Genomic DNA, 22954 nt, shown 5'->3' with positions numbered 1-22954 from the left:
GTGCGTCGGTCTCCTTTACACAAGTGTTCACACAAGCCGAACGTGATAATCGCTCAGCCAGGCGTTCACTTCTAAGAGGTAGTGGAACAATTGAGCCGTGCCGAGGATTTGGCCAAACCACGGTCGGTGTTCCATTGGATGCTGGCTCTCTTCCGCTAGGTCGCGAATGGCCGCTGCGTTCACCAGCGGATGCAGGGGGGTGTTCGGATTGTCCAGGATGTGCAGCACCCCCGCACGCGTGGCTTGAAGATATTCTGGGTTTGGCGTGCCCGGGTATGGGCTCTTCTTTCTGTACAGGGCGTCGTGTGGAAGATACCCTTTCATGGTCCGGCGCAGGAGGCCTTTGATTTCATTGTCGCAGGCTTTGATGTGCCACGGTACGTTGAACACGTATTGGACGAGCCTGTGGTCGCAGAACGGTACGCGGGCCTCCAGGCTGGCTCCCATGCTCATTCTGTCTTTGCGGTCGAGCAACGTCGGAAGGAATCGTGTGATGCTCAGGTAGCCAATTTCGCGTACGCGCGCTTCGTGCGGATTCTCACCCGGCAACTGCGGAACCTCTGCCAGCGCCTCCCGGTAGCGGTCGGCGACGTACTCCTCGGGGCGAATGGTGGCCTTCAGGTCCTCGGACATCACCCGTATCCGCTCGCCCAAACGCAGAGACCAGGGGAAGGTATTCGCCTCCAGAGCCTCTGCTCGATGGAACCACGGATACCCACCGAACACTTCGTCCGCCGCCTCACCGCTGAGGGCGACCGTGTGGTTCTTTTTCACTTCCTGGCAGAACAAATACAGCGATGTATCAATGTCGGCCATTCCCGGAGCATCGCGGAAGCAGAGCGTCTCCAACAAGGTCTCTATCATTTCTGACATGCTGAACACCACGGAGTGGTGAACGGTTCCCAGGTAGTCCGAAACCTTGCGCGCCCACGGTGCATCAAGGCTTTTCTGGAACGCATTGGCCTTAAAGTACTTTTCCATGTCCTCGAACTCGATGGAGTAGGTGTGCAATGGCGCCGAGCCTTGTTCTTCGTAGTAACGGGCAGCAATCGCCGACACTGCACTCGAATCCAGTCCGCCAGACAAGAATGTGCATACTGGGACATCAGACACCAATTGGCGGGTGACTGTATCAAATAGTAAGTCGCGGACCTTTTCGACGGTGGCATCGAGGTCGTCCGTGTGTGGTACGCTTTCCAGCTTCCAGTACGCGTGGTCGGTGCAGCCGTCTCTTGTGGCCACCAGGGTATGGCCGGCGCGGAGTTCCTTCATTCCTTTGAAGATGCCGTGCCCTGGCGTCCGGGCGGGCCCAATGGCGAACACTTCGGCAAGGCCTTCCGCATCGACAACAGGTTCCACTTCAGGGTGGGCCAGGATGGCCTTCATTTCCGATCCGAACCACAAACTTGACCCTTTCCGCAAATAAAACAGCGGCTTCACGCCCAGCCTGTCTCTCGCCATGAACAGCCTTTGTTTGGATTCGTCCCAAATGGCAATGGCGAAAATTCCGTTGAACCGCTCGATGCACGCAGGTCCCCAGGCCATATAGGAGACCAGCACGACTTCCGTATCGGAGTACGACTGAAACGTATATCCCTCTGCGAGGAGTTCTTTGCGGACGTCTTCCGTATTGTATAGCTCACCGTTGTACACCAGTGTGTACGAAGATTCCCCGAGCTTGCGCGTCATGGGTTGTACGCCGCCAGACGGATCTACCACGATGAGGCGGCGATGCGCGAAGGCTGCGTGGGTTGTCAGGTACGTACCTTCTGTGTCCGGCCCTCTGCAGGCCAACGTGTCTCCCATCGCCTGGACGGCCGTCATTTCACGGGTCAAATCTCGTTCCCAGTCAATCCAGCCTGAAATTCCACACATGCTCTCTCAGCCCCCAGCGTCATGGTTGTGAGCGCACGGATTGGATCCTGCGCCCAAGGTGACTTATTACCTTATGCATGGAGGCGGCGACGAGTTCAGAATCGAGCGGCGACATGGTGATTTTCTTCGGTACAGCCAGTTCTGGGGGGATGCGTGTTCTGGGAAGGGAGCGGGGGCGAGGGGGCCTTGCGCCCTCTCGCGTGCCCATCTCATGATTGGGTGATGTACGACTCAGGCATGGATCCGACGTACACGGACTGTGGTCGAATCAGTCGATTGCTTTCCGCCTGTTCGAGAATGTGCGCCGTCCAGCCGACCGTGCGGCTCAAGGAGAACGTCGGCGTGTACAGGGGTTTCGGAATGTTGACCGTGCGCAGAATCGCAGCGGCCCAGTACTCTACGTTGGTGTACAAGCGTCGGCCTGGTTTATATTCGTCCAGTAGGCGGATGGCTGTGTCTTCCACGAGGACGGACAGGTCAAAGAAAGGGTCCTCGCCGCGCATGGTTTCGACCACTTCGCGAAGTGCGAGCGCGCGCGGATCGCGCGTTTTGTAAACCCGGTGTCCAAAGCCCATCAGCCGTTCCCCGCGTTCCAGGGCGCTTCGCAGCCAAGGCTCGATGTTTTCGGCGGAACCGATGTCCTCCAACATGTCCATGACTTCCGACGGGGCTCCACCGTGTAACGGCCCCTTCATGGCGCCAAGGGCTGCAGAGAGTGCGGATGCCATGTCGGACTGCGTGGATGTCACCACGCGCGCGGCAAACGTGGATGCATTCATGCCATGCTCCATGGTGATGATGAGGTACGCTTCCAGCGCTCGAACTTTGTCAGCAGAGGGTACATCGCCCGTCAGCATGTACAGGTAGTTGGCCACGTGGCCCAGGTCGGGGTGGGGCTCCACAGGGGTTCTTCCTTGCAATTTCGCGTACCGATAAGCGATGATGGTCGGCACCGCGCCGGCGAAGCGCAACGCTTCATCCACCGTCGGAGGCCAGTTTTGCGTCACACCGAGCGCCGAGACGGCCGTGCGCAATACACTCATGACATCCTGGTCTTGCGGAATCCGGTCAATGACTTCTTTCACGTATTGTGGTAGTGTGCGGTGTGACCTGAGTTTGTTTCGAATACTCTCTGTCTCTTCTGCGTTAGGAAGGTGCCCTACCCATAGCAGGTGGGCGACTTCCTCGAATGTGTATTGATTGGCAAGATCTCTGGCCCAGTATCCTCGGTAGACCAAGTAACCGTTTTCGCCGTCCACCAGACTGAGGTTGGTCTCTGCAGCGACGACGCCTTCGAGTCCCTTGGTTTGTGCCATATTGTGACACCTCCCTGATTGTCTTGTTTTCAGAGTACCAATATCCGATGATTATGTATAATGAGTATTCGTGAATATTCTGATTGTAAATTGCAATTACGGCGGGGGAGGAAACGTGTGTGGAACTGGACTGGTTGCAGACTTTTGTCGTGGCGGCGGAGACTGCCAACTTCCACAAGGCTGCAGAAATTCTTCATTTGGCACAGCCTACGGTAAGCCTGCATATTCAAAAACTCGAGCAACAACTGGGCATTGCTTTGTTTGATCGCAAAGGCCGACAAGTCCGCGTCAGTGCGGCGGGAAGGCGGTATTTGCCGCATGCCAAACGAGTACTTGACACGATAGAGACGAGCCGGGAAGACATGTTGCGATGGCGACAGGGCTACGAGGAAACCGTGAAGATTGCCGTGTCGCCATTGGTGGCGACGACCTTTTTGCCGCGTTGGATCCAACACTACAGCATGGAGTACCCCGCTACGGAGTTCGCCATCCTGGTCCGGGAATCTGCGAATTTGCTGCAGGCCGTCCTCACGGGGGAGTGTGATCTTGGGTTTTCGAGGCTCGCCGTCAACCATCCAGAGTTGGACTGTATTGCGCTGTATTCAGATCCGATTGTCTTGATTGCGCCGGCCGATGGCTCCGACTTTGAAAGTCCGCCTGTGTCCGCATCCGAACTCTTCGCGGAGTACCCAGTGTTTACTCACAATCACCCGGAGTATTGGGATGCGCTGACGGTGTCTTTGCGCCGGCTGTATCCCGACGTTCGCACCATGAGAATTAGTCAGGTGCATGTGACCATTCACTGGATTGTCGAAAAAATGGGTGTGTCGTTTCTACCAGCCAGCACGGTGCGCCGGGAGTTGTTGCGCGGCACGGTGGTTGAAGTGCCATTCCAAGACTTCGCCCTTCCAGTGGCGGCAACGTATCTGCTCATCCGCAGCGGCGTCACGCCCATGGCGGTTCGTACCTTTTCCGAGTATGTGCAGAACTACATGCATGAGCGTGCGCCCGGAACGGTGCGAAAGTAGGTTCAGAGGGCAGCGGCTGCGCAAGGCAGAGCGCGTGGATGCCGCCGCTGTCTCAGCGTTTTTGCCGACTGAAGCACGGCGACGCCCATCCTCACAAAATATTTCCCCTACTATCTTTTAAAAATATAGAATATTATTAATATGTATGTGTGGGCGTTTTCTAGAGCGCCGAATGACGAAAACGTTTACACGAGGTGACCTTGGTGGCAAACGAAACCATGTTGTCGATGATTGCGGAGAGCGAGAAATTTGCACCGCCCGCGTCGTATGTCCGCAAATCGTACGTTCAATCCTGGGACGAGTATCTGACGAAATATCGGCAGTCGGTGAAAGACCCTGAGGGGTTCTGGAGTGACATCGCTGATGAACTCCAGTGGCAACAACGAAAGGCGACGGTTGTGACCGGGAAAATGCCGGATTTTGCGTTTTTTCCGGGCAGCACCATCAATGTGTGTGAAAACTGTGTAGACAGGTACGCGAACAACCCGGCCACCAAGAACAAAGTTGCCATTTTCTTCGACAGTGAAAATGGCGATTCGAAGGCTTTGACGTACGGCCAACTACATCGGGAAGTCCAGAAATTCGCAAACGTCCTTCTGTCACTGGGATTGCAGAAGGGGGATGTGGTCAGCGTATATATGCAGAACTTGGCGGAGACCTACGTCGTTCTGCTTGCGTGCTTACGCTTGGGTATCGTCTACAACACCGTATTCGCAGGCTTTTCCCCGGAGGCCTTGCGCGAACGAATTATCAGTTCGGAGGCGAAAGCGGTCATTTGCACGAACGGCAGCTATCGCCGCGGGAAGATCTTGCGCCTCAAGGAAACGGTAGACGCGGCATTGGAAGGCGTGAACTCCGTTCAACACGTGGTGGTATACCGCCGGATTCCAGACTTGGATACCCCGATGACCCCTGGACGAGATTACGACTATGAGGAATTGATGAAGTCGGCCAGTCCCGTCTGCGCGCCAGCCGCACTGGATTGCAACGACCCTGGATTGCTCATTTTCACCAGTGGCACCAGTGGCAAGCCCAAAGGCATAGTACATGCGGGTGGCGGTTTCTTGTTAGGCACCTATGCGTACACAAAGTACCAGCTGGATCTGGGCCCGGAGGACGTGTACTGGAACACGGCCGACATCGGATGGTTGACGTCGCATATTTTCGTCTTGGTCGGTGGACTCGCGTTGGGGGTGACCACCATTCTCTACGAGGGCGCCCTCGACTTTCCGCACCAGGGGCAACTGTACGCCATCGTTGAGAAATACGGTGTGACCAAGTTGTTTTCCGCACCCACGGCCTACCGCATGATGATGAAGTTTGGTGAAGACGTCGCAAAACAATACGATTTGTCCACGCTCCAACTGCTGGCGTCCGTGGGTGAACCGTTCAATCCTCAGGCGTGGCACTGGATCCGCAGGGTTGTCGGCGGTGGCACAGCGGTCATCAACAACACGTGGGGGCAGACGGAGACCGGGGGCACCCCGTTGGCGTCCATCCCGGGAGCGGTGGATATGAAGCCAGGCAGTTGCGGAGTCCCGTTCTTCGGTCACCAACTGCAGGTCACAGACCTACAGGGCAACCCAGTTCCGGACGGTACACCGGGTTACCTTGTCATTCGGAATGTGTTCCCGTCGCTCGCGCGCGATGTGTTTGGCGACCGACAGCGCTACTTGTCTTCGTACTTCTCGCAAATTCCGGGCGCCTACTTCACGGGTGACAGTGCGGTACGGGACGAGGATGGACATTTCTGGGTTCTCGGCCGTGTAGACGATGTGATCAACGTATCCGGTCACCGCATCAGCACCATGGAGATGGAGAGTTCGCTCATTCAGCATCCTGCGGTGGTGGAAGCAGCGGTAGTGGGCCAGCCTGACCCAATCAAAGGCGCCGTACCCATCGCATTTGTGACGCTCGACAAGTCCTACTCACCTTCTGACGCGCTCGCAGAGGCGTTACGGGAACAGATTGTGCGGGACATTGGAACGTTTGCGAGACCGGATAAAGTGTACTTTGTCGAAGCCATGCCCAAGACAAGGTCCGGTAAAATCATCCGGCGCATGCTGCGCGAAATGATCCGCGACGGCGAAGTGCGCGGAGATACCACGGGGCTGGAGGACAACGACATCCTGGAGAAGTTGATGCAAGATCTGGGTTCTCCCAGCAAATGAGTGAGGTCGGCGTACGTCGCTGACGTCGCTCCACGGAGACGACACCCCTAATATTGTGTACAATAAAAGCCATACAAGTTGTCTGGCCGCCGCACAGGCGGCCTCCACTTCTTTTGGTCGCAGGAAAGGGCGGAGAACTGTGTGGCACTGTACAACGTAACGGAAGCACTGGTGCGGATGATGTTGGAAGACGCCTATTTGCACAAGGGCAGACTTGCTTGTGAGTGTGAGCAGTGCATAGACGACATCATGGCCATTGCCCTCAATCGACTCCCCTCGCGGTATGTGTCCACCGATGAAGGAATGATGTACGCCAAAGCGCAGTATTTTGACCCGCAGTTGCAGTCTGACGTGATTCGCGAGCTGGCACTCGCGTCGAGCATCGTTTCTCAGAAACCCAGACACAAGCAGTCCAGTGGGCTCACTGGGCCAGAAGGACAGAGTGGGGCTTAAACTGAGCTTGGCTGAGACGACGAAGGGGATACAACATTCAGATGGACAAGCACGAACAGTACATGCGCCGCGCACTGACACTGGCGCGAATCGCAGCAACACACGGTGAAGTACCGATTGGAGCCGTTGTGGTCAAAGGGGACGCGATTGTCGGCGAAGGGCATAATTGGCGGGAGACATGGAAAGATCCGACGGCGCACGCCGAGTTGATTGCCATTCAGGATGCCAGTAAAAGGCTGGGTGGTTGGCGGTTGGACGGCTGCGATTTGTACGTAACCCTCGAACCGTGTCCGATGTGTGCGGGCGCCATCATGCTAGCTCGCATCCGCCACGTGTACTATGGCGCACAGGATGAGAAAGGCGGCGCCATTGCGTCCAAAGTAGAATTGCTGCAACCGGGCACGTGGAATCACCATCCAGAAATCACCTCTGGCATTTTGGGCGAGGAATGTGGTATGATACTCAAGGATTTCTTCCGAGGAATCCGAGCTGGACAAAAGTCGCGGAGAGATGTCTGAGTGGTCGAAAGAGCTCGCCTCGAAAGCGAGTAGGCCCGCAAGGGTCTCGTGGGTTCGAATCCCACTCTCTCCGCCAAGCACAATTGATGGAAGGGCGGGCTAGGCGCTCGCCTTTTCTATCCAAAATCACGTGAAGGACGCACTTTGCGACCAGGAACCAAATTGGGTCCCATGCGGCGAAAACTTCCGAACCGTGTCAGGTCCTGACGGAAGCAGCACTAAGGAAGACCTTTCGGGTGACATGGGGAAACCTGGTTTGGTTCTTGGTCGGAGACTGCGTCTTTTGTTTTGTACGGCACTCTGTCAGGGTATGTCGTATTTCCAGAGGTTTTGTCGACAGGGCAGGAGTCTGCGTCTAGGTGTCCAAATCAACCTCCATCAACTCCGATGGAGGTCTTTGCTTTGACCACAATGACGCCGTTTGCGGAACCACAGTGGAGCTGGGAGGACTGGCAGGCACTCGGTTCGTTGAACTCTGGGGTGTTGTTCATTAACAAGTCTCTGGAAATGACTGTGTACAATGGCTTGGCAGCACAACTCCTGAATGTGGTGGTCCCGATTGGTCAGGCGGTGCCTCTCCAGCAATGTCTTGCACCGGAAAGAGAGGAGTATCAGGTCCTCTCCGCCATCGTGACGTTTGAACGCGAGTTTCGAAATCACGTGCTGACCTGGGCGGAGGATGGCAGCATTCGCCACGTGCTGATGGACTCATTCAAAAAGGAAAACAGCGCGGGATCCGTCGACGGGATGTATGTTGTCATGAAAGACCTGGGCAATTTCACCGTGCTGGAGCAACATATGCAGAAGACCGACAAGCTTGCTACCCTCGGTAAGATTGCTGCGGGGATTGCTCATGAAATCCGCAACCCGATGACGACCATCAAAGGATTCCTGCAAGTCATGGAGACGCGGTTCGCGTGTCAGAACATGAACGAAGAACTGCAGTACACGCAAGTCATGCTTCAGGAAATCGACCGGGTGAACGCGCTCGTAAGCGAACTCTTGTTGCTCTCGAGACCGCATCATGTGGAAAAAACAGTGTGTTCCATGGAAACCATTCTCGCCGAATTGTATCCGCTGATTGAGTCTCAAACTTTGCTGCGCAGCATCAACTTTGAATGCGCCACGGGGAAACTTCCTTCCATCGTGGCGGATTCCAACATGTTGAAGCAGGTGCTGCTGAACTTGGTCAAAAATGCGCTGGAAGCGATGGACGATGGGGGGACCTTGAAGATTTCAGCGACCGCGGATGGAGCTTGGGTTCGCGTGGATGTCTCCGACACCGGGCCAGGTATCCCGTATTACTTGATGGATAGAATTTTCGACGCGTTCTACACCACCAAAGACAAAGGAACGGGGTTGGGATTGCCCATTTGCCAACGCATTGTGGCAGACCACGGCGGTGAAATTCGGGTCTCTTCCAAAGGATTTGGAACCACGTTCAGCGTACTCCTACCGTATGACAAGGAGGCGGACCACACGCCCTCATGACGCCCTGCGGATATTGTATCTCTTGTTCACACACTGATTCGTTGTCCCTCTCCACGTCCCTGTGATACCTTAAAGGGAAGGAGGGGGCCTCTTTGTCTTATCAAGCACTGTACCGATCTTGGCGGCCACAGACGTTCCACGACATTATGGGGCAGCCGCACGTCACCCAGACCCTCAGTAATGCCATTGCTCGTGGTCAGGTTGCTCATGCGTACTTGTTCTCAGGCCCTCGTGGAACCGGGAAAACGAGTGCTGCCAAGGTGTTGGCAAAGGCAGTCAACTGCATGTCTCCACAAGGGGTGGAGCCATGTAACGCGTGCATGGCCTGCCAGAGCATCAACTCCGGAAACAGTGTGGATGTTGAAGAAATTGACGCTGCTTCCAACCGCGGCGTGGACGAAATCCGCCAGTTGCGCGACAAGGTTCAGTACGCGCCTGCTGAACTGAAACGGAAAGTGTACATCGTCGACGAAGTTCACATGTTGACGACAGAAGCGTTTAATGCGCTTTTGAAGACCCTGGAAGAGCCACCTGGTCATACGTTGTTCGTATTGGCTACGACAGAACCGCATAAAATTCCGGGGACCATCGTGTCCCGCTGCCAACGCTTCGACTTTCGCCGCATTGCGCCAGAAGTCATCGTTGCACGCTTACGGGAGGTCTGCGAGGCCGAAGCGCTGCAGTATGAAGATGAAGCGTTGTGGAAGCTGGCAGAAGCTGCGGACGGGGGCTTGCGCGATGCGCTCGGCTTGCTCGAACAGGCGGCAGCGTTCGGACAGGGCGTGTTGACTGCAGAAAACGCGGCCCATGTCATGGGGGGCGTCGCAACATCCGACTTGTTGGCACTGGTGCGCCACCTGGTGGAGCAAGACGTCCTACAAGCACTGCGCAAGTTGATGGATTGGTACGCGACGGGCAAGGATGCGCAGCGCATTGTGCATGAAATCTTGCAACTGCTTCGCGATTTGTTTATCGTCAAGGTGTCTCGCGGGGAAGGCGTTGCACCGCGGCCGGGGTACGCGGAGGTCGCCGCCATTTGTTCAGTGGAATGGCTGCTGACCGCCGTCCAAAAACTCGGTGAGACCTACGTAAGCTTGCGGTACGTCGACCAGCCGCGACTCGCGCTCGAAGCTGCGTTGATGGGATTAGCATTGCAGGTGACAGATGGGACGCAGCGGTCTCCAGCGGCAGAGGCGCCGAACCGGGGAGCATCAGCGGCCCAGGGCCGTTCTTCTGCAAGTCGGATTCAGCCCGCCTCAGAGCGCAAGTCTGTCGCAACTACATCGCAGACCGCGGTCAGGAAAAGGGCGTCATCAGCAAGTGCCAGCCGTAAAATGGAAGTTTTGCGGCAACTGTATGAAGTGTCTGACGAACAACAGCAAGAGATCATCCGCCGCCAGTGGGACGCTATACTGCAATTCGTCAAACAGCGACGCATCCAGACGCACGCTTGGCTCATCAACGGGGAAGTGGTGTTGGCGACGCCGGACACCGTTGTCCTCGCGTTCTCCAGCCCCGTTCATCGAAACGCCGTGATGAAAGCGGAGGAACGCGAGACGATTGAAGCAGCGTTTCGCCACGTGCTCGGACGGGATGTTCAAGTGTTTGCTCTGGTCCGCAACGACTGGGAGAAGTTCCAACAAGGCTTGCACACGGCGGAGGCGGCGTCGGAAGAACGCGTGCCAGAAGAAGAAAGCGACGTCGTCGAACGGGCAAGGCAGTTGTTTGGCGATGAAATGATTGAAATCCGCAGCGAGGAGTGACCCGTGACGTGAAAAATATGAATCAGTTGATGAAACAAGCGAAGAAAATGCAGGAAGAGCTGATGAAGGCGCAGGAAGCGCTCGGCGAGAAGACCGTGGAAGGTACCGCTGGCGGAGGCGCCGTGAAGGTGACGATGTCTGGGCACAAACAGGTGACAGCGGTCACCATTGACAAGGACGTTGTCAATCCGGATGACGTGGAAATGTTGCAGGATCTGATTCTGGCTGCCTTCCAGGATGCAACGGCCAAAGTAGATCAGATGACCGAGGCGGAGATGGGCAAGTATACTCGTGGTCTGAACATCCCGGGTCTGTTCTAAAGATGTGGGGCTTTCCAGAACCGATTAACCGCCTGGTCGAGCAGTTTATGAAATTGCCTGGCATCGGCCCAAAGACCGCCACGCGGCTGGCGTTTTGCGTGCTTTCCATGAGTGAAAAGGACGTGTTGGAGTTTGCTGCCGCGCTCCAGGACGTGAAACAAAAGCTCACAGAGTGCGCCATTTGTTGCAATATCACGGAGGAGAGCCCGTGTAGCATCTGCCGAGATCCCTCCCGCGACGACAAATCCTTATGCGTTGTACAGGACGCAAAAGATGTCGCTGCCATGGAAAAGACGCACGAGTTTCACGGACGATATCACGTGTTGCACGGAGCCATCTCTCCGATGGAGGGCATTGGTCCCAACGACATCCGAATCAAAGAGCTCGTTCAGCGCATTGGAACCAGCGACATCCGAGAGGTCATTGTTGCGACCAATCCAAACGTCGAGGGCGAAGCTACCGCCATGTACATCGCTCGACTGCTGAAGCCGTTTGCAGTCACCGTCACTCGCATTGCACACGGTCTTCCCGTCGGCGGCGACTTGGAATACGCCGACGAAGTCACACTCGCCAAGGCGCTGGAAGGCCGGCGACAAATGTAGTCGGCAAGCCGCGCATGGTGGCGAAATCTCAAGAAGCTTGTCATAAACGTCCTGTTCCCTGTCTATGATCTATTAACTCTGGACAGGGGGAGGACGTTTTTTGATGGACACGAACCAAAGACCGTCAGTCGCCACGTCGGTACCGTTGGCATTTTCTTCATCGGCGGAAGTGGAAAGTATGTCACAAGAGGATATCGAAGCGTTTTTGCAGACACTCCGGAAGTCCAAGCAGGAGTTGGAAATTGCCCGGCAGCAGTTTGAAGCCGTGGCCGATCCGCTCCTGATTGATCACATTGTGTTCCGCCTAGGCGCAGCAGAGCGCCACTTCAGCTACCTGTTCCAACTGGCTCGGAGGTGGAATCTCTCCCTTGATGGGATCCAGTGGTATTGGTCAGAAAACGATTGATGTGCGGAACCTGTGTTCTAGCCACGGGTCACTCTGCATAGATTCGTAGCGACAGGAGGCGGACGAGCCATGACTCAGCAACAACTGCTGATTGGAATTGGACTTTTCTTAGCGGGCGTTTACGTCGTTTCGCAATTCGTGCGCTATCCCGGACAGATGTTCTGGAAGTTGGCGAAAAGCGCCGTCCTCGGATGCCTGTTTGTACTCGCCGTCAACTGGATTGGCGGATACTTTCAGTTTCATCTCCCGTTTAATCCCATCACCGCTTTGACCGCCGGCTTCCTTGGCATACCTGGCGTTGCTGCACTCGTGGTTTTGAAGGCGTGGTTTATCTGAGCTTCAAGCGGATCTACGCCGCTGCATTCTCTGCGCCAACGGTGACAGCCGACGGCCGACGAACGGGATACGCTGCAGCTCGGACGGGGACACAGCGCGAAACCACAGGGTTGACGCGAGGTACAAGACCCCCCCAACGGCAATGCCAGAGATCACCTCAATCAGGGCCTTCACGTCAGGCGATGTGAAGTCGCCCGCGAGTGCCAGTCCCACCTTGTCGCCGATGAACAGCCCCACACTACAGACGATGGACGCCAGGATCAGTGGAGCGCTGAGTTTCCATACTGAGAAGTGCACATTGGAGTACTTGCGAACGGCCGACACGTTCAACGACGTTGACACCAGGTAGCCGAGTGTTGTGGCGATGGCAGCGCCGATGATGTGAAATGGCAGGATGAGCACCAAGTTCATGACAATCTTGACGACCACGCCAATGAACATGTTCCGGACTGGGCGATACATTTTGCCCAGTCCTTGCAGCATGTACGTGGAGATCAGCTCCAAGCTGCTGAAGATCCCCATGAAGCAGACGCTGGAAATAATCACAGCACCTTTGGTGTCTCCGGACAGTAATTGATCCAGTGGGCGTCCGAGCACCAACAAAGTGGCTGCGACAGGGAGTGTCATAAACATCATGGAGCGTATTGTTGTGCGTATCCTTATTTCCACGGCAGTCTGGTTGCGGACGGCGTTTGCCTCAGCGATGGCCGGTAGGACCGAGACGCCGAGCGCCATGGCAAACGCGAGCGGCAACTGAATGAGCTGCATGGCTTGTCGTGAGAAAATACCGTAGGCCGCATTTGCCGCTGTGTAGCTGTCACCCGCGAGCATGAGGAAGTTCGTGATGGTCAGTGAGTCGACCATGCCTGATATGGGGACCACGAGCGATCCCAGGCTCACTGGCAAAGCGTACTTCATCAGCGTACGCAGCGCTTCTCGTTGTGTGAGCTGCGCTTGTTGCTTGGCTACGCGCACCAGAAATCGCCGCCGCATCGGGATGACTGAAAAAATCAGCAATATCACACCAGCCAGCGCGCCCACAAACGCCCCCAATGTGGCGGCCGCCGCACCAGCAGCGACACTTCCGCCTGCACTCATCACCAAATCAGCGCCAATCACGATGGTTGCGACTCGGAAGAGCTGTTCAACGGCTTGCGAGTAGGCGGAAGGCTCCAACTTCTGAAAACCTTGCATGTACCCGCGCAATGCGCTCTCCAAGGGCACCACGAGAAGAGCTGGTGCCAATGCGCGAATGGACATCGTGAGGGCGTCTCGTGCCTGGTGGGACTCCTTCAAGGCAGTCAGGCTGCCGTACAATGGCGCGCCAAACCAGGTGACGAAAAACAGCACAAGGCCGAACAATATCACCGTGCGCATGGTAATCCTGTACAGCTGCTCAACGTCTGCGTATTTGCGCAATGCGAGTTTTTCGGCAATCAGTTTTCCCATGGCCGTGGGGAATCCAGCAGTAGACAGTGTCAGAACGAAGATATACAGAGAGTACGCTTGTGAGTAAATACCGATACCCTCTTCATGGATCAGGCGTGACAACGGCACAATCCAGAGCAGGCCGAGTACCTTTGCCAACGTCACCATCAATACCATGACCGACGTGCCACGCGCGAGGCTTTGCCCCTTCTTACCGGCCACGCACTTCACCCCCCAAAAACGGCAACGCAATTATAGCACACCCTACAAACTTGCGACCTAGGAAACACCAACAAGCCATACCACATAAGTTGTATGGAGTCAGGTGGGGAGGGTGCTGCATGGGGTCCATAATCATCACCATCGTCGCTATTGCTGTCGCCTCCAACCTCGATAACGCGGGCGTTGGCATTGCCTACGGCGCGCGCGGAATCACAATCTCTTGGGTGGCCAACGCACTGATTGCCGGGATATCGGGCGCTGCGACCTACCTGGCAGGTGCGGTCGGTGATACGATGACCCAATATGTAGAGCCGCGATATGCCATACTGACCGGGGGCACCGTCATGTTGCTGGTCGGCATCTGGGTGCTTCTTGAACCATGGCGTAGGCGGTGCCCGAAACGTTCGTCCGACAAGTCTCAGTCCACGCAAAATGTGGTCACGAGGATCTTGCAAGACCCAGTAGAGGCAGACTTCGACAGGTCACAGACCATCAGCATCAAGGAAGCGCTCGTCCTGGGCATCGCGCTCGCACTGAATGCCCTTGCCGGAGGCTTTGACGCGGGTGCTGTCCACATCGGTGTCCTGGAGACCGCGCTCGCGGTCGCGGTGTGCAGCTATCTATTACTTGGCATCAGTGCTTATCTTGGACGCAAATATGCTGCGAATACGCTGGGCGACAAAGCGACGTATGTTGCGGGACTGCTACTGATGTTCATCGGGTTTCATCAGATATGGTAGTATAGTTTCTCTTTGAGAAAGGCATACTGACTGGTAGACCGACATGCTTTCTCCGTTCGGCGCACCAGCGCACCCGGCTGAGTGCCGCAATAGACAAGCGTGTTTGATGGAGCGTTTCGCAAAGCGACGTCGTTCGTGCGTCTGACTTTCTAGGTTGGTGATACTGAGTGGAAGAGAAGCCGATGAACAGCTGCATCGTGTGCAACGAACATAAGCCTGCGGGTATTTTCATTTGCGGCCAGTTTCTCTGCGCTGACTGTGAGCGCGACATTGTGGCCACAGATGTTTCGGACCTTCGCTATCGTTATTACATTGACTGCATGAAGAAGATTTGGTTGGCTGCCATTTCTTAGAATGGCAGAAACGGGAAAGAGGCTGCGATTGTCCGCAGCCTCTTTCATTTATCGGTTGCACTACTGGTTGAAAGCTTCTTCCCTGATTAGATGCCAGGAAATGCGTGGGGAGATTCCCTGCGCGCCACGCCCGTGCGGTAGGCGGCTTCTGTGACCGCTCGGCTGACAGCTTTGACCACATTGGTGTTGAACGCGGTAGGAACGATGTACTGCTCGTTCAGCTGATCCTCTGGCACGCAACTTGCAATCGCATGTGCGGCTGCCAGCTTCATTTCTTCGTTGATTTCGCGCGCACGCGCCTTCAAAGCGCCCCGGAAGATACCAGGGAAGCACAGCACGTTGTTGATTTGGTTTGGATAGTCGGAGCGACCCGTGGCCAAGACTCGGACGTAAGGTTCCGCTTCTTCGGGAGCAATCTCCGGAATCGGATTCGCCATCGCGAACACGATGGGATCGCGCGCCATGGATTTCAGGTGTTCCACTTTCAGGACCCCAGGGCCGGACACGCCAAGGAACACGTCTGCTCCTTTGATGGCTGCAGCCAGGTTGCCGGTACGACCTTCTGGATTCGAGTGCTGCGCGTACCAGGCCCACATGGGGTTGTCGTACGCCTTGTTCTTCTCGATGATGCCAGCCTTATCGACGCCGATGATGTTCTGTACACCTGCTGCCTGCAAAATTCGCGTACACGCGATGCCCGCTGCGCCGATGCCACAGACGACAACGCGCAGGTCTTCCATCCGCTTTCCGACAATTTTCACGGCGTTCAGAAGGCCGGCGAGGAACACGACGGCGGTGCCGTGTTGATCGTCGTGGAACACAGGGATGTCCAACTCTTCGCGTAGTCGCTCCTCGATTTCGAAGCAGCGTGGCGACGAGATGTCTTCCAAGTTGATGCCGCCAAACGCAGGCGCAATCGCCTTGACAATGGCAACAATTTCGTCGGGGTCTTTGGTGTTCAGACAAATCGGGAAGGCGTCAACGCCTGCAAACTGTTTAAACAACATCGCCTTACCTTCCATGACGGGGAGGGCAGCTTCGGGACCGATGTCGCCAAGCCCCAGCACTGCGGTGCCGTCGCTCACCACCGCGACGGTGTTGCGCTTGATGGTCAGTTGGAACGCCTTGGACGGATCGCGGTGAATTTCTTCACAAATGCGGGCTACGCCTGGGGTATATACGCGAGACAAATCGTCCCGGTTTTTAACTGGCAATTTGGGTTGTACTTCAATCTTGCCGCCAAGGTGCATCAGGAACGTCCGGTCGGACACGTTAATGACTTGTATACCGGGGCGGCGCGACAGAGATTCGACGACGCGCTCGCGGTGCGCTTCGTTGTGGACGTTGACGGTGATGTCGCGGATCACGTGGTCCTTGCCGACGTGGATGACGTCCACTGCGATGATGTCGCCGCCGGCTTCGCCAATCGCTGAAGCGACTTCGCTAAATGCCGAGCTGGAGTGAATTTTCAAACGGAGAATGAGGCTGAGCCCGTTTGTCTGTTGAATCGACACGGTGTTTCCTCCCAATCTAGCGACATACAAGAATGCTGGACACCAGGTGCCGCACACGGTTGCCGCACTCCAGAGTCGTGCAAGACAACCACAGTGCGAACCGATGTTTGAGACTCTTGCAGAACGCTCCATGTGATGACTTCACGATAAAACACGCGGCGCTTGGTTGTCCACCACCGACGTAGATGTCATCCGTATTGTATCATAGAGGGTGATGATGCACAGTCCGTACGTATCGTGAATACGCATCGTGATGAGAGGTTATGAACGTGGCAGAGACACCGATTCTCGACGCGCTGATCCATACAGTCGAGCGGCTACGCGTACCGCTCCACGTACCCGGGCACAAACAGGGGCGGGTGCTGCCGTCGGCTTTCGCAACTTGGCTCGGACAAGCCGCCAAACTGGACTTGACGGAATTGCCTGGACTGGACAACCTGCACCAGCCTGACGGCTGCATTTTGGCTTCGCAGCAGTTAACTGCAGCGTATTACGGAAGCGACCAGTGCCTGTACAGTGTGAACGGATCTTCCGCGGGCATCATGGCCGCGATTTTGGCGTGCGCGGAAGGGCGGAAGGTTCTTTTCGCTGGCCCGTTTCACCAAAGCGCTTGGCGGGGGCTTGTGCTGGCTGATGCGGAACCGGTGTTCCTGCCCTCTCGGTTTCATGCAGAGCAGTGTCGGCATGAACCGCCGAGTCCAGAGCACCTTCGTCAGGCCCTCGCTGCGCATCCCGATACAGCAGCCGTGTTTGTGACGTCTCCCACTTACCACGGCGTTGTCGCCGACGTAGCAACTCTGGCGGAAATCTGTCACAGTGAAGGGGTGCCGCTGATTGTCGACGAGGCGCATGGCGCGCACTTCGGGCTCATTGAGGCGTTTCCCAAGCATAGTGTAGCCGCTGGGGCAGACGTCGTCATTCAAAGTGTGCACAAAATGTTGCCTGGCTTGACCCAAACTGCCTGGGTCCACGTCACGGGAGACTTGGTATCGGCAGCTACACTGGAGCGATGGCTGCTGACGCTGCAGACCACCAGTCCGTCATACCTTCTGTTGGCGTCACTCGACGTCGCGCAAGCGTGGCTTCGCGAAGAAGGGCCGCGCGTTGCAACGGAGACGATGAACGTGCTGGCGGAAGCAGGACTGCTTCCATCCGAGATGCCATTTGCAGATCCGCTTCGACATTGGCTGCCTACTGGCAGTCTGGAACTGAGTATGACCATCCGGTCTGCGCTTCAAGAGAGCGGAATTTACGTGGAACTGGCGGACGGTCTCGGCGTACTGTCGGTTTTTGGATTCGGGATTACGCGTGCGGAAGTGTCGAGATACCTTTCCGTTGTGAATCGCGTCTTGCAACAGACACCCACGTCGAGGGCAACGGGCTTCGTCCCGTACGAATTGGAGCAGATGGGCACTCTGGCCATCCGCCCACGTCGCGCATTCGGCAAGCCAGCCGAATGGGTGCCCGTCCAAAAGGCACTCGGCAGAGTTTCCGCGGGCATGGTCACACCGTATCCTCCGGGGGTACCGGTGGTGGTGCCTGGACAGCGACTGGACGAACCGTGTGTGCAGATGTTGACGGCGTTGTCCGACATGCACAGTGACATCCATGGGATGCGAGACGGGCTGATTGCCGTGCTGCAAGATGAAACGACATAAATCTGATGTGACAGGAGTGCAGAGGAGATTGTTCATTACCTTTGAGGGGTTAGATGGAGCGGGCAAGAGCACACAGATTGAACGCTTACTACATAAATTTCAAGCACAGGGGTTGCGCGTGGTGATGACGCGTGAACCTGGTGGCACGGAAATTGGCAACGCACTGAGGGAAATTCTGTTAGACCCGAAGCACACGGCGCTGTCGCCCAGGACGGAGGCGCTGCTGTACGCTGCTTCCCGCGCGCAGCTGCTGCATCAAGTGATACGACCGGCGTTGGAGCGCGGAGACGTCGTACTCTGCGACCGCTATGTCGATGCCAGTCTTGCATACCAAGGGGCGGGCTTGGGGCTCGGCAGCGAGGAAGTCGCTCGCTTGAATCGCTTCGCGACGGAAGATCTAAAGCCCAACTTGACCTTCTTGTTCGACCTCCCCGTCCAAGAAAGTCAGTCTCGCGTCCTGCATGCCCGAAGCGGATCCGCTCCAGACCGGATTGAACGCCGGGATGCCGAGTATTTTCAACGGGTTCGCCAGGAGTTTCTCCGCATTGCGGCTGCAGAGCCCGAACGGGTGGTGGTATTGGACGCGACGGCTTCACCGGAACGGCTAGAGCAGGAGATTTGGAACATCGTGGCGAATCGTTATGTAGACCTGGAATGAAACAGGGGGGTGTGTTACCCGTGAAGATGATTATTGCGGTTGTCCAGGACAAAGACAGCCCGCGCCTCGCCCAAAATCTCGTCAAGGAAGGCATTCGAGCCACCAAAATGGCGAGTACCGGCGGCTTTCTCCACGCGGGCAACACGACTTTCATGATTGGCACGACGGAAGACAAGGTTCCACAAGTGTTGGACCTCATCCAGTCCAGTTGCCGATCTCGCGAACAAGTCGTCACCCCGATGTCTCCCATGGGGAGCCAACTGGAATCGTACGTCCCGTATCCAGTCAGTGTGCAAGTCGGCGGTGCAACTGTATTTGTCATTGACGTAGAACAGTTTGAACAGTTCTAAGGAGATATCATGATATCCATTGCAGCATTTGAATCCTGGCCGATACAGACCGATGTGCTTGAACGTTTGCATCGTACCATAGAGAGTGGTCGCATCCCTCACGCCATGTTGTTTGTCGGAAAACCTGAAGACACCGAGGTATTAACTGAATATTTAGTGAGGTTGTTGCTGTGCACGGCGCCGGGGGCGCCGTGCGGCCGTTGTGCGTCGTGTTTACAGATGGACAACCATCCCGATGCGATTCGCGTGATGCCAGGTGACAACGGTTCTGTCAAGACGTCTCAAATTGAGGAAGTGCAGGAACGCCTGTCGCGGAAAAGTCATACGGGTGGCCGCCTCGTCTACACTGTACCGGGTGTGGACAACATGACTGTTGTGGCGGCTAACCGACTGTTGAAGACGCTGGAGGAGCCGAATCCATCGGTGTTTGCCCTGCTCTCTGCAAGCAACCTGCAGAAGGTGTTGCCAACCATTGTGTCCCGCTGCTTTGTGTACCCTGTGCAGTCAGCGGGCAACGTTCAGCCGTGGGAAGACATATTACCGGATATTCAAACGACGGATGCCCAGGTGTCCGATGATGGATGGTTTGCAGCAACTTCCAAGGCAGTGGTACAATGGGCGGAGACACTCCTGGTGCGAAAGGAAGAACCGCTGTTGTTGGCGGACGCTCTTGTCCAGGCAGCAGGAGATGTCGGAGTTGATGCTTTTCTGTGGTTATTAGCTGTTTATTTCCGAGACCTGGCGCACGTGAAGGCGGGCGAGCGTGAGTTCGTCAAGTTTGCTCAACATCTATCTGACCTGGAACGACAATCGCAGGTTATTCCCATACAACGACTGTTTTCTGCAGCACAAGTTGTGATTGAAGCACGGACGCGGATGAAAGCGCACGTCGCGGTTCATCTCAACTTGGAACAGATGTGCATCCGATTACGGGAGGTTTTAACAAGTGTATAGCGTGGTAGGCGTTCGCTTTAAGCCCGCCGGCAAGATTTACTACTTTGACCCGGGCAAGCTGCCGATAGAACGCAAAGACCACGTCATTGTGGAGACTGCGCGCGGCATTGAGTACGGAGAAGTCGTCGTCGGTCGGAAAGAAGTTACGGAGGACGATGTAGTTCTGCCGCTCAAGCAGGTCATTCGTATTGCTGACGAGAAAGATGCAGAGGTGGTCGCAGAAAATCGACGGCTATCCAAGGATGCAATGGTGATATTTAAGCAAAAAGTTGCAGCGCACGGTTTAGAAATGAAGTTGGTGGACGCCGAGTACACTTTTGACAAAAACAAGTTGATTTTCTACTTCACGGCGGATGGCCGCGTGGATTTTCGTGAACTCGTCAAGGATCTGGCTGCGGTCTTTCGCGTGCGGATTGAGCTTCGTCAAATTGGCGTGCGTGACGAAGCAAAGTTGCTCGGCGGCATTGGGCCGTGTGGAAGGTTGTTATGCTGCAGCACCTGGATGGGGGAGTTTGATCCAGTCTCCATCCGCATGGCGAAAGATCAAAGCTTATCTCTCAATCCGACCAAGATTTCCGGATTGTGTGGGCGTCTGATGTGTTGTCTGAAGTTTGAAAACGATACGTACCAGGATCAGGGTGTCGTTCTGTAAGCTCTGAAGCAAGCCAGTGATTTGCAAAATACGATGAAATCTGTAGGGGATTTTGCAAATCGTCGAGGCAATTACGGGTTGTGGTCCGCGGCGGTTTTGCCGTGGCTGCGACGTTCGACAGGAGCGTCATGATGGACAAACAATCGTTGTTTGTGCAAGTGGCCAATCTGGAGGAACGCATTGGCGAACTGTACGTGGAATTGGGCAGCCTGAAACAGAAGATCCAGGAACTGATTGAGGAAAATCAGAGGTTGTCCCAGGAAAATGCCCGTTGGAAGCAAGTTGCCGCTGCGGAAGGCAAAGCGGGCTCCCATACAGGCGAGGGCATTGACAACCTGTATAAGATTTACCAGGAAGGGTTTCACATTTGCAACCTAAAATACGGCAGCTTGCGCACCGAAGGTGAATGTTTGTTCTGTATGTCGTTTCTTCAAAAGTGATACGCGAATCCGTCCCGACCCTTTGGGTCGGGCTTCCTTATAAGTGGGGTGCACGGGATGTCCGTACGTATTGTGCGCAGTTTTCAGGGAGAAGGGCCGGTGCTGTACGTATGCAGCACACCCATTGGCAATCTAGGCGACACGTCACACCGGCTATTGGAGGTGCTTCGCACTGTAGACGTTGTGGCAGCGGAAGACACGCGGCAGACGCGCAAACTACTGACGCATTTCGACATTCATCCACCATTGCTCATCAGTTGCCACGAGCACAACCAACTCGCAAGGCACAAGGATTTTGTGCGATGGTGGGAGGAAGGCAAGCGCATAGCCTTAGTTTCTGACGCCGGCACCCCCTTGGTGTCGGATCCTGGCGACAGTGTCGTCCAGCTGGCGATAGACTCGGGAATTCCGGTGATTCCATTGCCGGGCGCCAGCGCCGTGTTGGCCGGTCTGGTGGGGAGCGGATTTTCACCGCAACCGTTCACGTTTATCGGGTTTCTACCGAGGGAGAAGAGACGCGCGAGGGAAGTGCTTGAACCTTACCTTGGCGTGCCGGGAACTCTGGTGTTATATGAAGCCCCACACAGACTGGTGCAGACGTTGAAGTGGATAGCCGAGGTCTGTCCGGACCGCGCGGTGACGGTGGCGAAGGAACTGACCAAGCGCCATGAGACGTTCTACTATGCAGATTCTTGTGTGGAGATGCTCGGCCATTTTGCAGAGGAGACGCCGCGTGGCGAATACGTCGTGATACTTGGCCCGAGACGCTCGACAGACGCGGACTTTGGGCAGCAGGTCGGCGTGGACGGTGTCTTGGCGGGGGAACAACGGATGGACGCTGCGGTGGAACGCGTTCAGCAGCTCATGCGAGAGGGGATCCCTCACGCCACAGCCGTGAAGGATGTGGCGTCGCAAACCGGCGTGCGCCGAAAAGAACTGTATCAGAGGACCCTGACCCCAGACACGTCGTCTGGTGGCGGGGAAGTAGACTGAAAACCAAAAGGGTTGCCGAGCATCGGCAACCCGAAGTACATGCGTTGGTCCGTCATAAAGCAATCATTCCAGCGAGTTGCAGAACAGCGACGAACAACGGGTTCAGAATCCTATCGCGCCTTTCTGGCATTCAGGAAACACCATCACAATTCGTCGTGCTGAAACACTCTGGTGGAATTTTGCAAATCATTCATTCAGGGATCAGGAACTCATTTCAGCAATGCAGGACGGGCAGATGTTCTTACCTTTGAAGTGGATGATTTCGTCCGCTTGGCCGCAGAAAATGCAAGCGGGCTCATACTTCTTGAGGATGATACGGTCACCGTCAACATAGATTTCCAGCGCATCTTTTTCGCCAATACCCAGTGTCCGGCGCAGCTCAATCGGGATGACGACGCGACCCAATTCATCGACCTTACGGACAATACCCGTGGACTTCACTGTACAGCACCCCCGAAATGTTATTCGCTTCCTTTTCTGTGAGCTCGCATGTCTCTTCTGCTGTTTGCGAGTCAGCATGCTGGAGACTTAGGGAGTCCCTATCATCACATGCAAATTCTTCAATTCGCTTTAACTATACAACATAGCGACAATTTTGCAAGCACCTATCATTGGGAATGTCCGCGTGATACCTGCGAATTGATTGGTAGACAAAGGGGTATGCTGGTATATAGAGCCGTTCATTTGGTTGACAGTGGCGGCCGGAGTTGTTA

23 protein-coding genes, 1 tRNA gene, 1 other RNA gene and 1 pseudogene are annotated in these 22954 nt (G+C 55.6%); 21 read left to right on the top strand and 5 right to left on the bottom strand.

Features of this window, described 5'->3' with window-relative positions; translation table 11 throughout:
- Positions 1 to 27: 27 nt before the first annotated feature.
- Positions 28 to 1875, bottom strand: coding sequence for an asparagine synthase (glutamine-hydrolyzing) (asnB, locus tag YWK_RS0113185; RefSeq protein ID WP_026965178.1), 1848 nt, complete (start codon positions 1873 to 1875; stop codon positions 28 to 30).
- Positions 1876 to 2084: 209 nt separating this feature from the next.
- Entirely contained in the window at positions 2085 to 3191 is a 1107-nt protein-coding gene (locus tag YWK_RS0113180) for a citrate synthase/methylcitrate synthase (protein ID WP_026965177.1), read from the bottom strand.
- Between the two features lie 119 nt (positions 3192 to 3310).
- Between YWK_RS0113180 and YWK_RS0113175 the strand changes: the two genes are divergently transcribed.
- The 12 genes from YWK_RS0113175 (at position 3311) to YWK_RS0113125 (ending at position 12279) form a co-directional block, all read left to right on the top strand.
- The gene (locus YWK_RS0113175; RefSeq protein WP_026965176.1) at positions 3311 to 4219 is read left to right on the top strand and encodes a LysR family transcriptional regulator; all 909 of its coding nucleotides are present in this window, start codon (positions 3311 to 3313) and stop codon (positions 4217 to 4219) included.
- Between the two features lie 203 nt (positions 4220 to 4422).
- Positions 4423 to 6390, top strand: coding sequence for an acetate--CoA ligase (gene acs, locus YWK_RS0113170; protein WP_026965175.1), 1968 nt, complete (start codon positions 4423 to 4425; stop codon positions 6388 to 6390).
- A gap of 141 nt (positions 6391 to 6531) precedes the next feature.
- On the top strand, positions 6532 to 6843 hold the full coding sequence (locus tag YWK_RS0113165; RefSeq protein ID WP_026965174.1) for a late competence development ComFB family protein: 312 nt from the start codon (positions 6532 to 6534) through the stop codon (positions 6841 to 6843).
- A gap of 41 nt (positions 6844 to 6884) precedes the next feature.
- On the top strand, positions 6885 to 7361 hold the full coding sequence (gene tadA / locus YWK_RS21110; protein ID WP_051375590.1) for a tRNA adenosine(34) deaminase TadA: 477 nt from the start codon (positions 6885 to 6887) through the stop codon (positions 7359 to 7361).
- Positions 7348 to 7437: transfer RNA gene (locus YWK_RS0113155), tRNA-Ser, on the top strand. The genes tadA and YWK_RS0113155 overlap by 14 nt, the downstream gene beginning before the upstream one ends.
- 84 nt (positions 7438 to 7521) lie before the next feature.
- An RNA gene (ffs, locus tag YWK_RS21545) (signal recognition particle sRNA small type) lies at positions 7522 to 7621 on the top strand.
- 151 nt (positions 7622 to 7772) lie between these two features.
- On the top strand, positions 7773 to 8852 hold the full coding sequence (locus tag YWK_RS19900; protein WP_084453714.1) for a two-component system sensor histidine kinase NtrB: 1080 nt from the start codon (positions 7773 to 7775) through the stop codon (positions 8850 to 8852).
- A 92-nt stretch (positions 8853 to 8944) separates the two neighbouring features.
- Positions 8945 to 10615: a DNA polymerase III subunit gamma/tau gene (dnaX, locus tag YWK_RS0113145; protein WP_026965172.1), complete on the top strand. Its 1671-nt coding sequence runs from the start codon at positions 8945 to 8947 to the stop codon at positions 10613 to 10615.
- 8 nt (positions 10616 to 10623) lie between these two features.
- Positions 10624 to 10935, top strand: a complete 312-nt coding sequence (locus tag YWK_RS0113140; protein WP_026965171.1) for a YbaB/EbfC family nucleoid-associated protein — start codon at positions 10624 to 10626, stop codon at positions 10933 to 10935.
- A 2-nt stretch (positions 10936 to 10937) separates the two neighbouring features.
- Positions 10938 to 11537: a recombination mediator RecR gene (gene recR, locus YWK_RS0113135; protein ID WP_026965170.1), complete on the top strand. Its 600-nt coding sequence runs from the start codon at positions 10938 to 10940 to the stop codon at positions 11535 to 11537.
- Between the two features lie 103 nt (positions 11538 to 11640).
- Positions 11641 to 11943, top strand: coding sequence for a DUF2508 family protein (locus YWK_RS19895; RefSeq protein WP_051375579.1), 303 nt, complete (start codon positions 11641 to 11643; stop codon positions 11941 to 11943).
- A gap of 69 nt (positions 11944 to 12012) precedes the next feature.
- Positions 12013 to 12279 carry a pro-sigmaK processing inhibitor BofA family protein gene (locus YWK_RS0113125; protein ID WP_026965169.1) on the top strand — a complete coding sequence of 89 codons (267 nt, stop codon included), beginning with the start codon at positions 12013 to 12015 and terminating at the stop codon, positions 12277 to 12279.
- Positions 12280 to 12282: 3 nt separating this feature from the next.
- Here the strand turns inward: YWK_RS0113125 and YWK_RS19890 are convergent, their stop codons facing one another.
- On the bottom strand, positions 12283 to 13929 hold the full coding sequence (locus tag YWK_RS19890) for a putative polysaccharide biosynthesis protein (protein ID WP_084453705.1): 1647 nt from the start codon (positions 13927 to 13929) through the stop codon (positions 12283 to 12285).
- Between the two features lie 119 nt (positions 13930 to 14048).
- Here YWK_RS19890 and ytaF point away from each other — a divergent pair, with 119 nt between their 5' ends.
- Positions 14049 to 14669, top strand: a complete 621-nt coding sequence (gene ytaF / locus YWK_RS0113115; protein WP_026965168.1) for a sporulation membrane protein YtaF — start codon at positions 14049 to 14051, stop codon at positions 14667 to 14669.
- Positions 14670 to 14851: 182 nt separating this feature from the next.
- Positions 14852 to 15022 carry a sigma factor G inhibitor Gin gene (locus YWK_RS0113110; RefSeq protein ID WP_156909148.1) on the top strand — a complete coding sequence of 57 codons (171 nt, stop codon included), beginning with the start codon at positions 14852 to 14854 and terminating at the stop codon, positions 15020 to 15022.
- Between the two features lie 86 nt (positions 15023 to 15108).
- Here the strand turns inward: YWK_RS0113110 and YWK_RS0113105 are convergent, their stop codons facing one another.
- Complete coding sequence (locus tag YWK_RS0113105; protein ID WP_026965166.1) at positions 15109 to 16536, bottom strand: NAD-dependent malic enzyme; 1428 nt, start codon at positions 16534 to 16536, stop codon at positions 15109 to 15111.
- 269 nt (positions 16537 to 16805) lie between these two features.
- On the opposite strand from YWK_RS0113105, the gene YWK_RS0113100 reads away from it, so the two are divergent.
- The 7 genes and pseudogenes from YWK_RS0113100 (at position 16806) to rsmI (ending at position 22241) form a co-directional block, all read left to right on the top strand.
- Positions 16806 to 18194 carry an aminotransferase class I/II-fold pyridoxal phosphate-dependent enzyme gene (locus YWK_RS0113100; protein WP_169727182.1) on the top strand — a complete coding sequence of 463 codons (1389 nt, stop codon included), beginning with the start codon at positions 16806 to 16808 and terminating at the stop codon, positions 18192 to 18194.
- Positions 18181 to 18852, top strand: a complete 672-nt coding sequence (gene tmk, locus YWK_RS0113095) for a dTMP kinase (RefSeq protein ID WP_156909147.1) — start codon at positions 18181 to 18183, stop codon at positions 18850 to 18852. The genes YWK_RS0113100 and tmk overlap by 14 nt, the downstream gene beginning before the upstream one ends.
- Before the next feature lie 20 nt (positions 18853 to 18872).
- Entirely contained in the window at positions 18873 to 19202 is a 330-nt protein-coding gene (locus YWK_RS0113090) for a cyclic-di-AMP receptor (RefSeq protein WP_026965163.1), read from the top strand.
- 9 nt (positions 19203 to 19211) lie between these two features.
- Positions 19212 to 20156 carry a hypothetical protein gene (locus YWK_RS0113085; RefSeq protein ID WP_026965162.1) on the top strand — a complete coding sequence of 315 codons (945 nt, stop codon included), beginning with the start codon at positions 19212 to 19214 and terminating at the stop codon, positions 20154 to 20156.
- Positions 20149 to 20787: pseudogene (locus tag YWK_RS0113080) on the top strand (PSP1 domain-containing protein); the annotation flags it as partial. The gene YWK_RS0113085 and the pseudogene YWK_RS0113080, both read left to right, overlap by 8 nt.
- Positions 20788 to 20939: 152 nt before the next feature.
- Entirely contained in the window at positions 20940 to 21248 is a 309-nt protein-coding gene (locus YWK_RS0113075) for an initiation-control protein YabA (RefSeq protein ID WP_026965160.1), read from the top strand.
- A gap of 57 nt (positions 21249 to 21305) precedes the next feature.
- Positions 21306 to 22241: a 16S rRNA (cytidine(1402)-2'-O)-methyltransferase gene (gene rsmI / locus YWK_RS19885; protein ID WP_051375578.1), complete on the top strand. Its 936-nt coding sequence runs from the start codon at positions 21306 to 21308 to the stop codon at positions 22239 to 22241.
- Between the two features lie 201 nt (positions 22242 to 22442).
- Here the strand turns inward: rsmI and YWK_RS0113065 are convergent, their stop codons facing one another.
- Positions 22443 to 22682 (bottom strand): AbrB/MazE/SpoVT family DNA-binding domain-containing protein, encoded by a 240-nt coding sequence (locus YWK_RS0113065; protein WP_021294663.1) that lies wholly within the window; start codon positions 22680 to 22682, stop codon positions 22443 to 22445.
- Between the last annotated feature and the right edge of the window lie 272 nt (positions 22683 to 22954).

The sequence above is a fragment of the Alicyclobacillus pomorum DSM 14955 genome (assembly GCF_000472905.1).
In the GTDB taxonomy this organism is placed as follows: Bacteria; Bacillota; Bacilli; order Alicyclobacillales; family Alicyclobacillaceae; genus Alicyclobacillus_A; species Alicyclobacillus_A pomorum.
Note: the sequence above shows the minus strand (reverse complement) of the source record. Positions and strands in the feature narration are given on the sequence as shown.

Coding starts and splice junctions, on each gene's coding strand:
- asnB (WP_026965178.1), bottom strand. CDS start 1,875: ATGTGTGGAATTTCAGGCTGGATTGACTGGGAACGAGATTTGACCCGT.
- YWK_RS0113180 (WP_026965177.1), bottom strand. CDS start 3,191: ATGGCACAAACCAAGGGACTCGAAGGCGTCGTCGCTGCAGAGACCAAC.
- tadA (WP_051375590.1), top strand. CDS start 6,885: ATGGACAAGCACGAACAGTACATGCGCCGCGCACTGACACTGGCGCGA.
- YWK_RS19900 (WP_084453714.1), top strand. CDS start 7,773: ATGACGCCGTTTGCGGAACCACAGTGGAGCTGGGAGGACTGGCAGGCA.
- recR (WP_026965170.1), top strand. CDS start 10,938: ATGTGGGGCTTTCCAGAACCGATTAACCGCCTGGTCGAGCAGTTTATG.
- YWK_RS19895 (WP_051375579.1), top strand. CDS start 11,641: ATGGACACGAACCAAAGACCGTCAGTCGCCACGTCGGTACCGTTGGCA.
- YWK_RS0113125 (WP_026965169.1), top strand. CDS start 12,013: ATGACTCAGCAACAACTGCTGATTGGAATTGGACTTTTCTTAGCGGGC.
- ytaF (WP_026965168.1), top strand. CDS start 14,049: ATGGGGTCCATAATCATCACCATCGTCGCTATTGCTGTCGCCTCCAAC.
- YWK_RS0113110 (WP_156909148.1), top strand. CDS start 14,852: ATGAACAGCTGCATCGTGTGCAACGAACATAAGCCTGCGGGTATTTTC.
- tmk (WP_156909147.1), top strand. CDS start 18,181: ATGAAACGACATAAATCTGATGTGACAGGAGTGCAGAGGAGATTGTTC.
- YWK_RS0113085 (WP_026965162.1), top strand. CDS start 19,212: ATGATATCCATTGCAGCATTTGAATCCTGGCCGATACAGACCGATGTG.
- YWK_RS0113075 (WP_026965160.1), top strand. CDS start 20,940: ATGGACAAACAATCGTTGTTTGTGCAAGTGGCCAATCTGGAGGAACGC.
- rsmI (WP_051375578.1), top strand. CDS start 21,306: ATGTCCGTACGTATTGTGCGCAGTTTTCAGGGAGAAGGGCCGGTGCTG.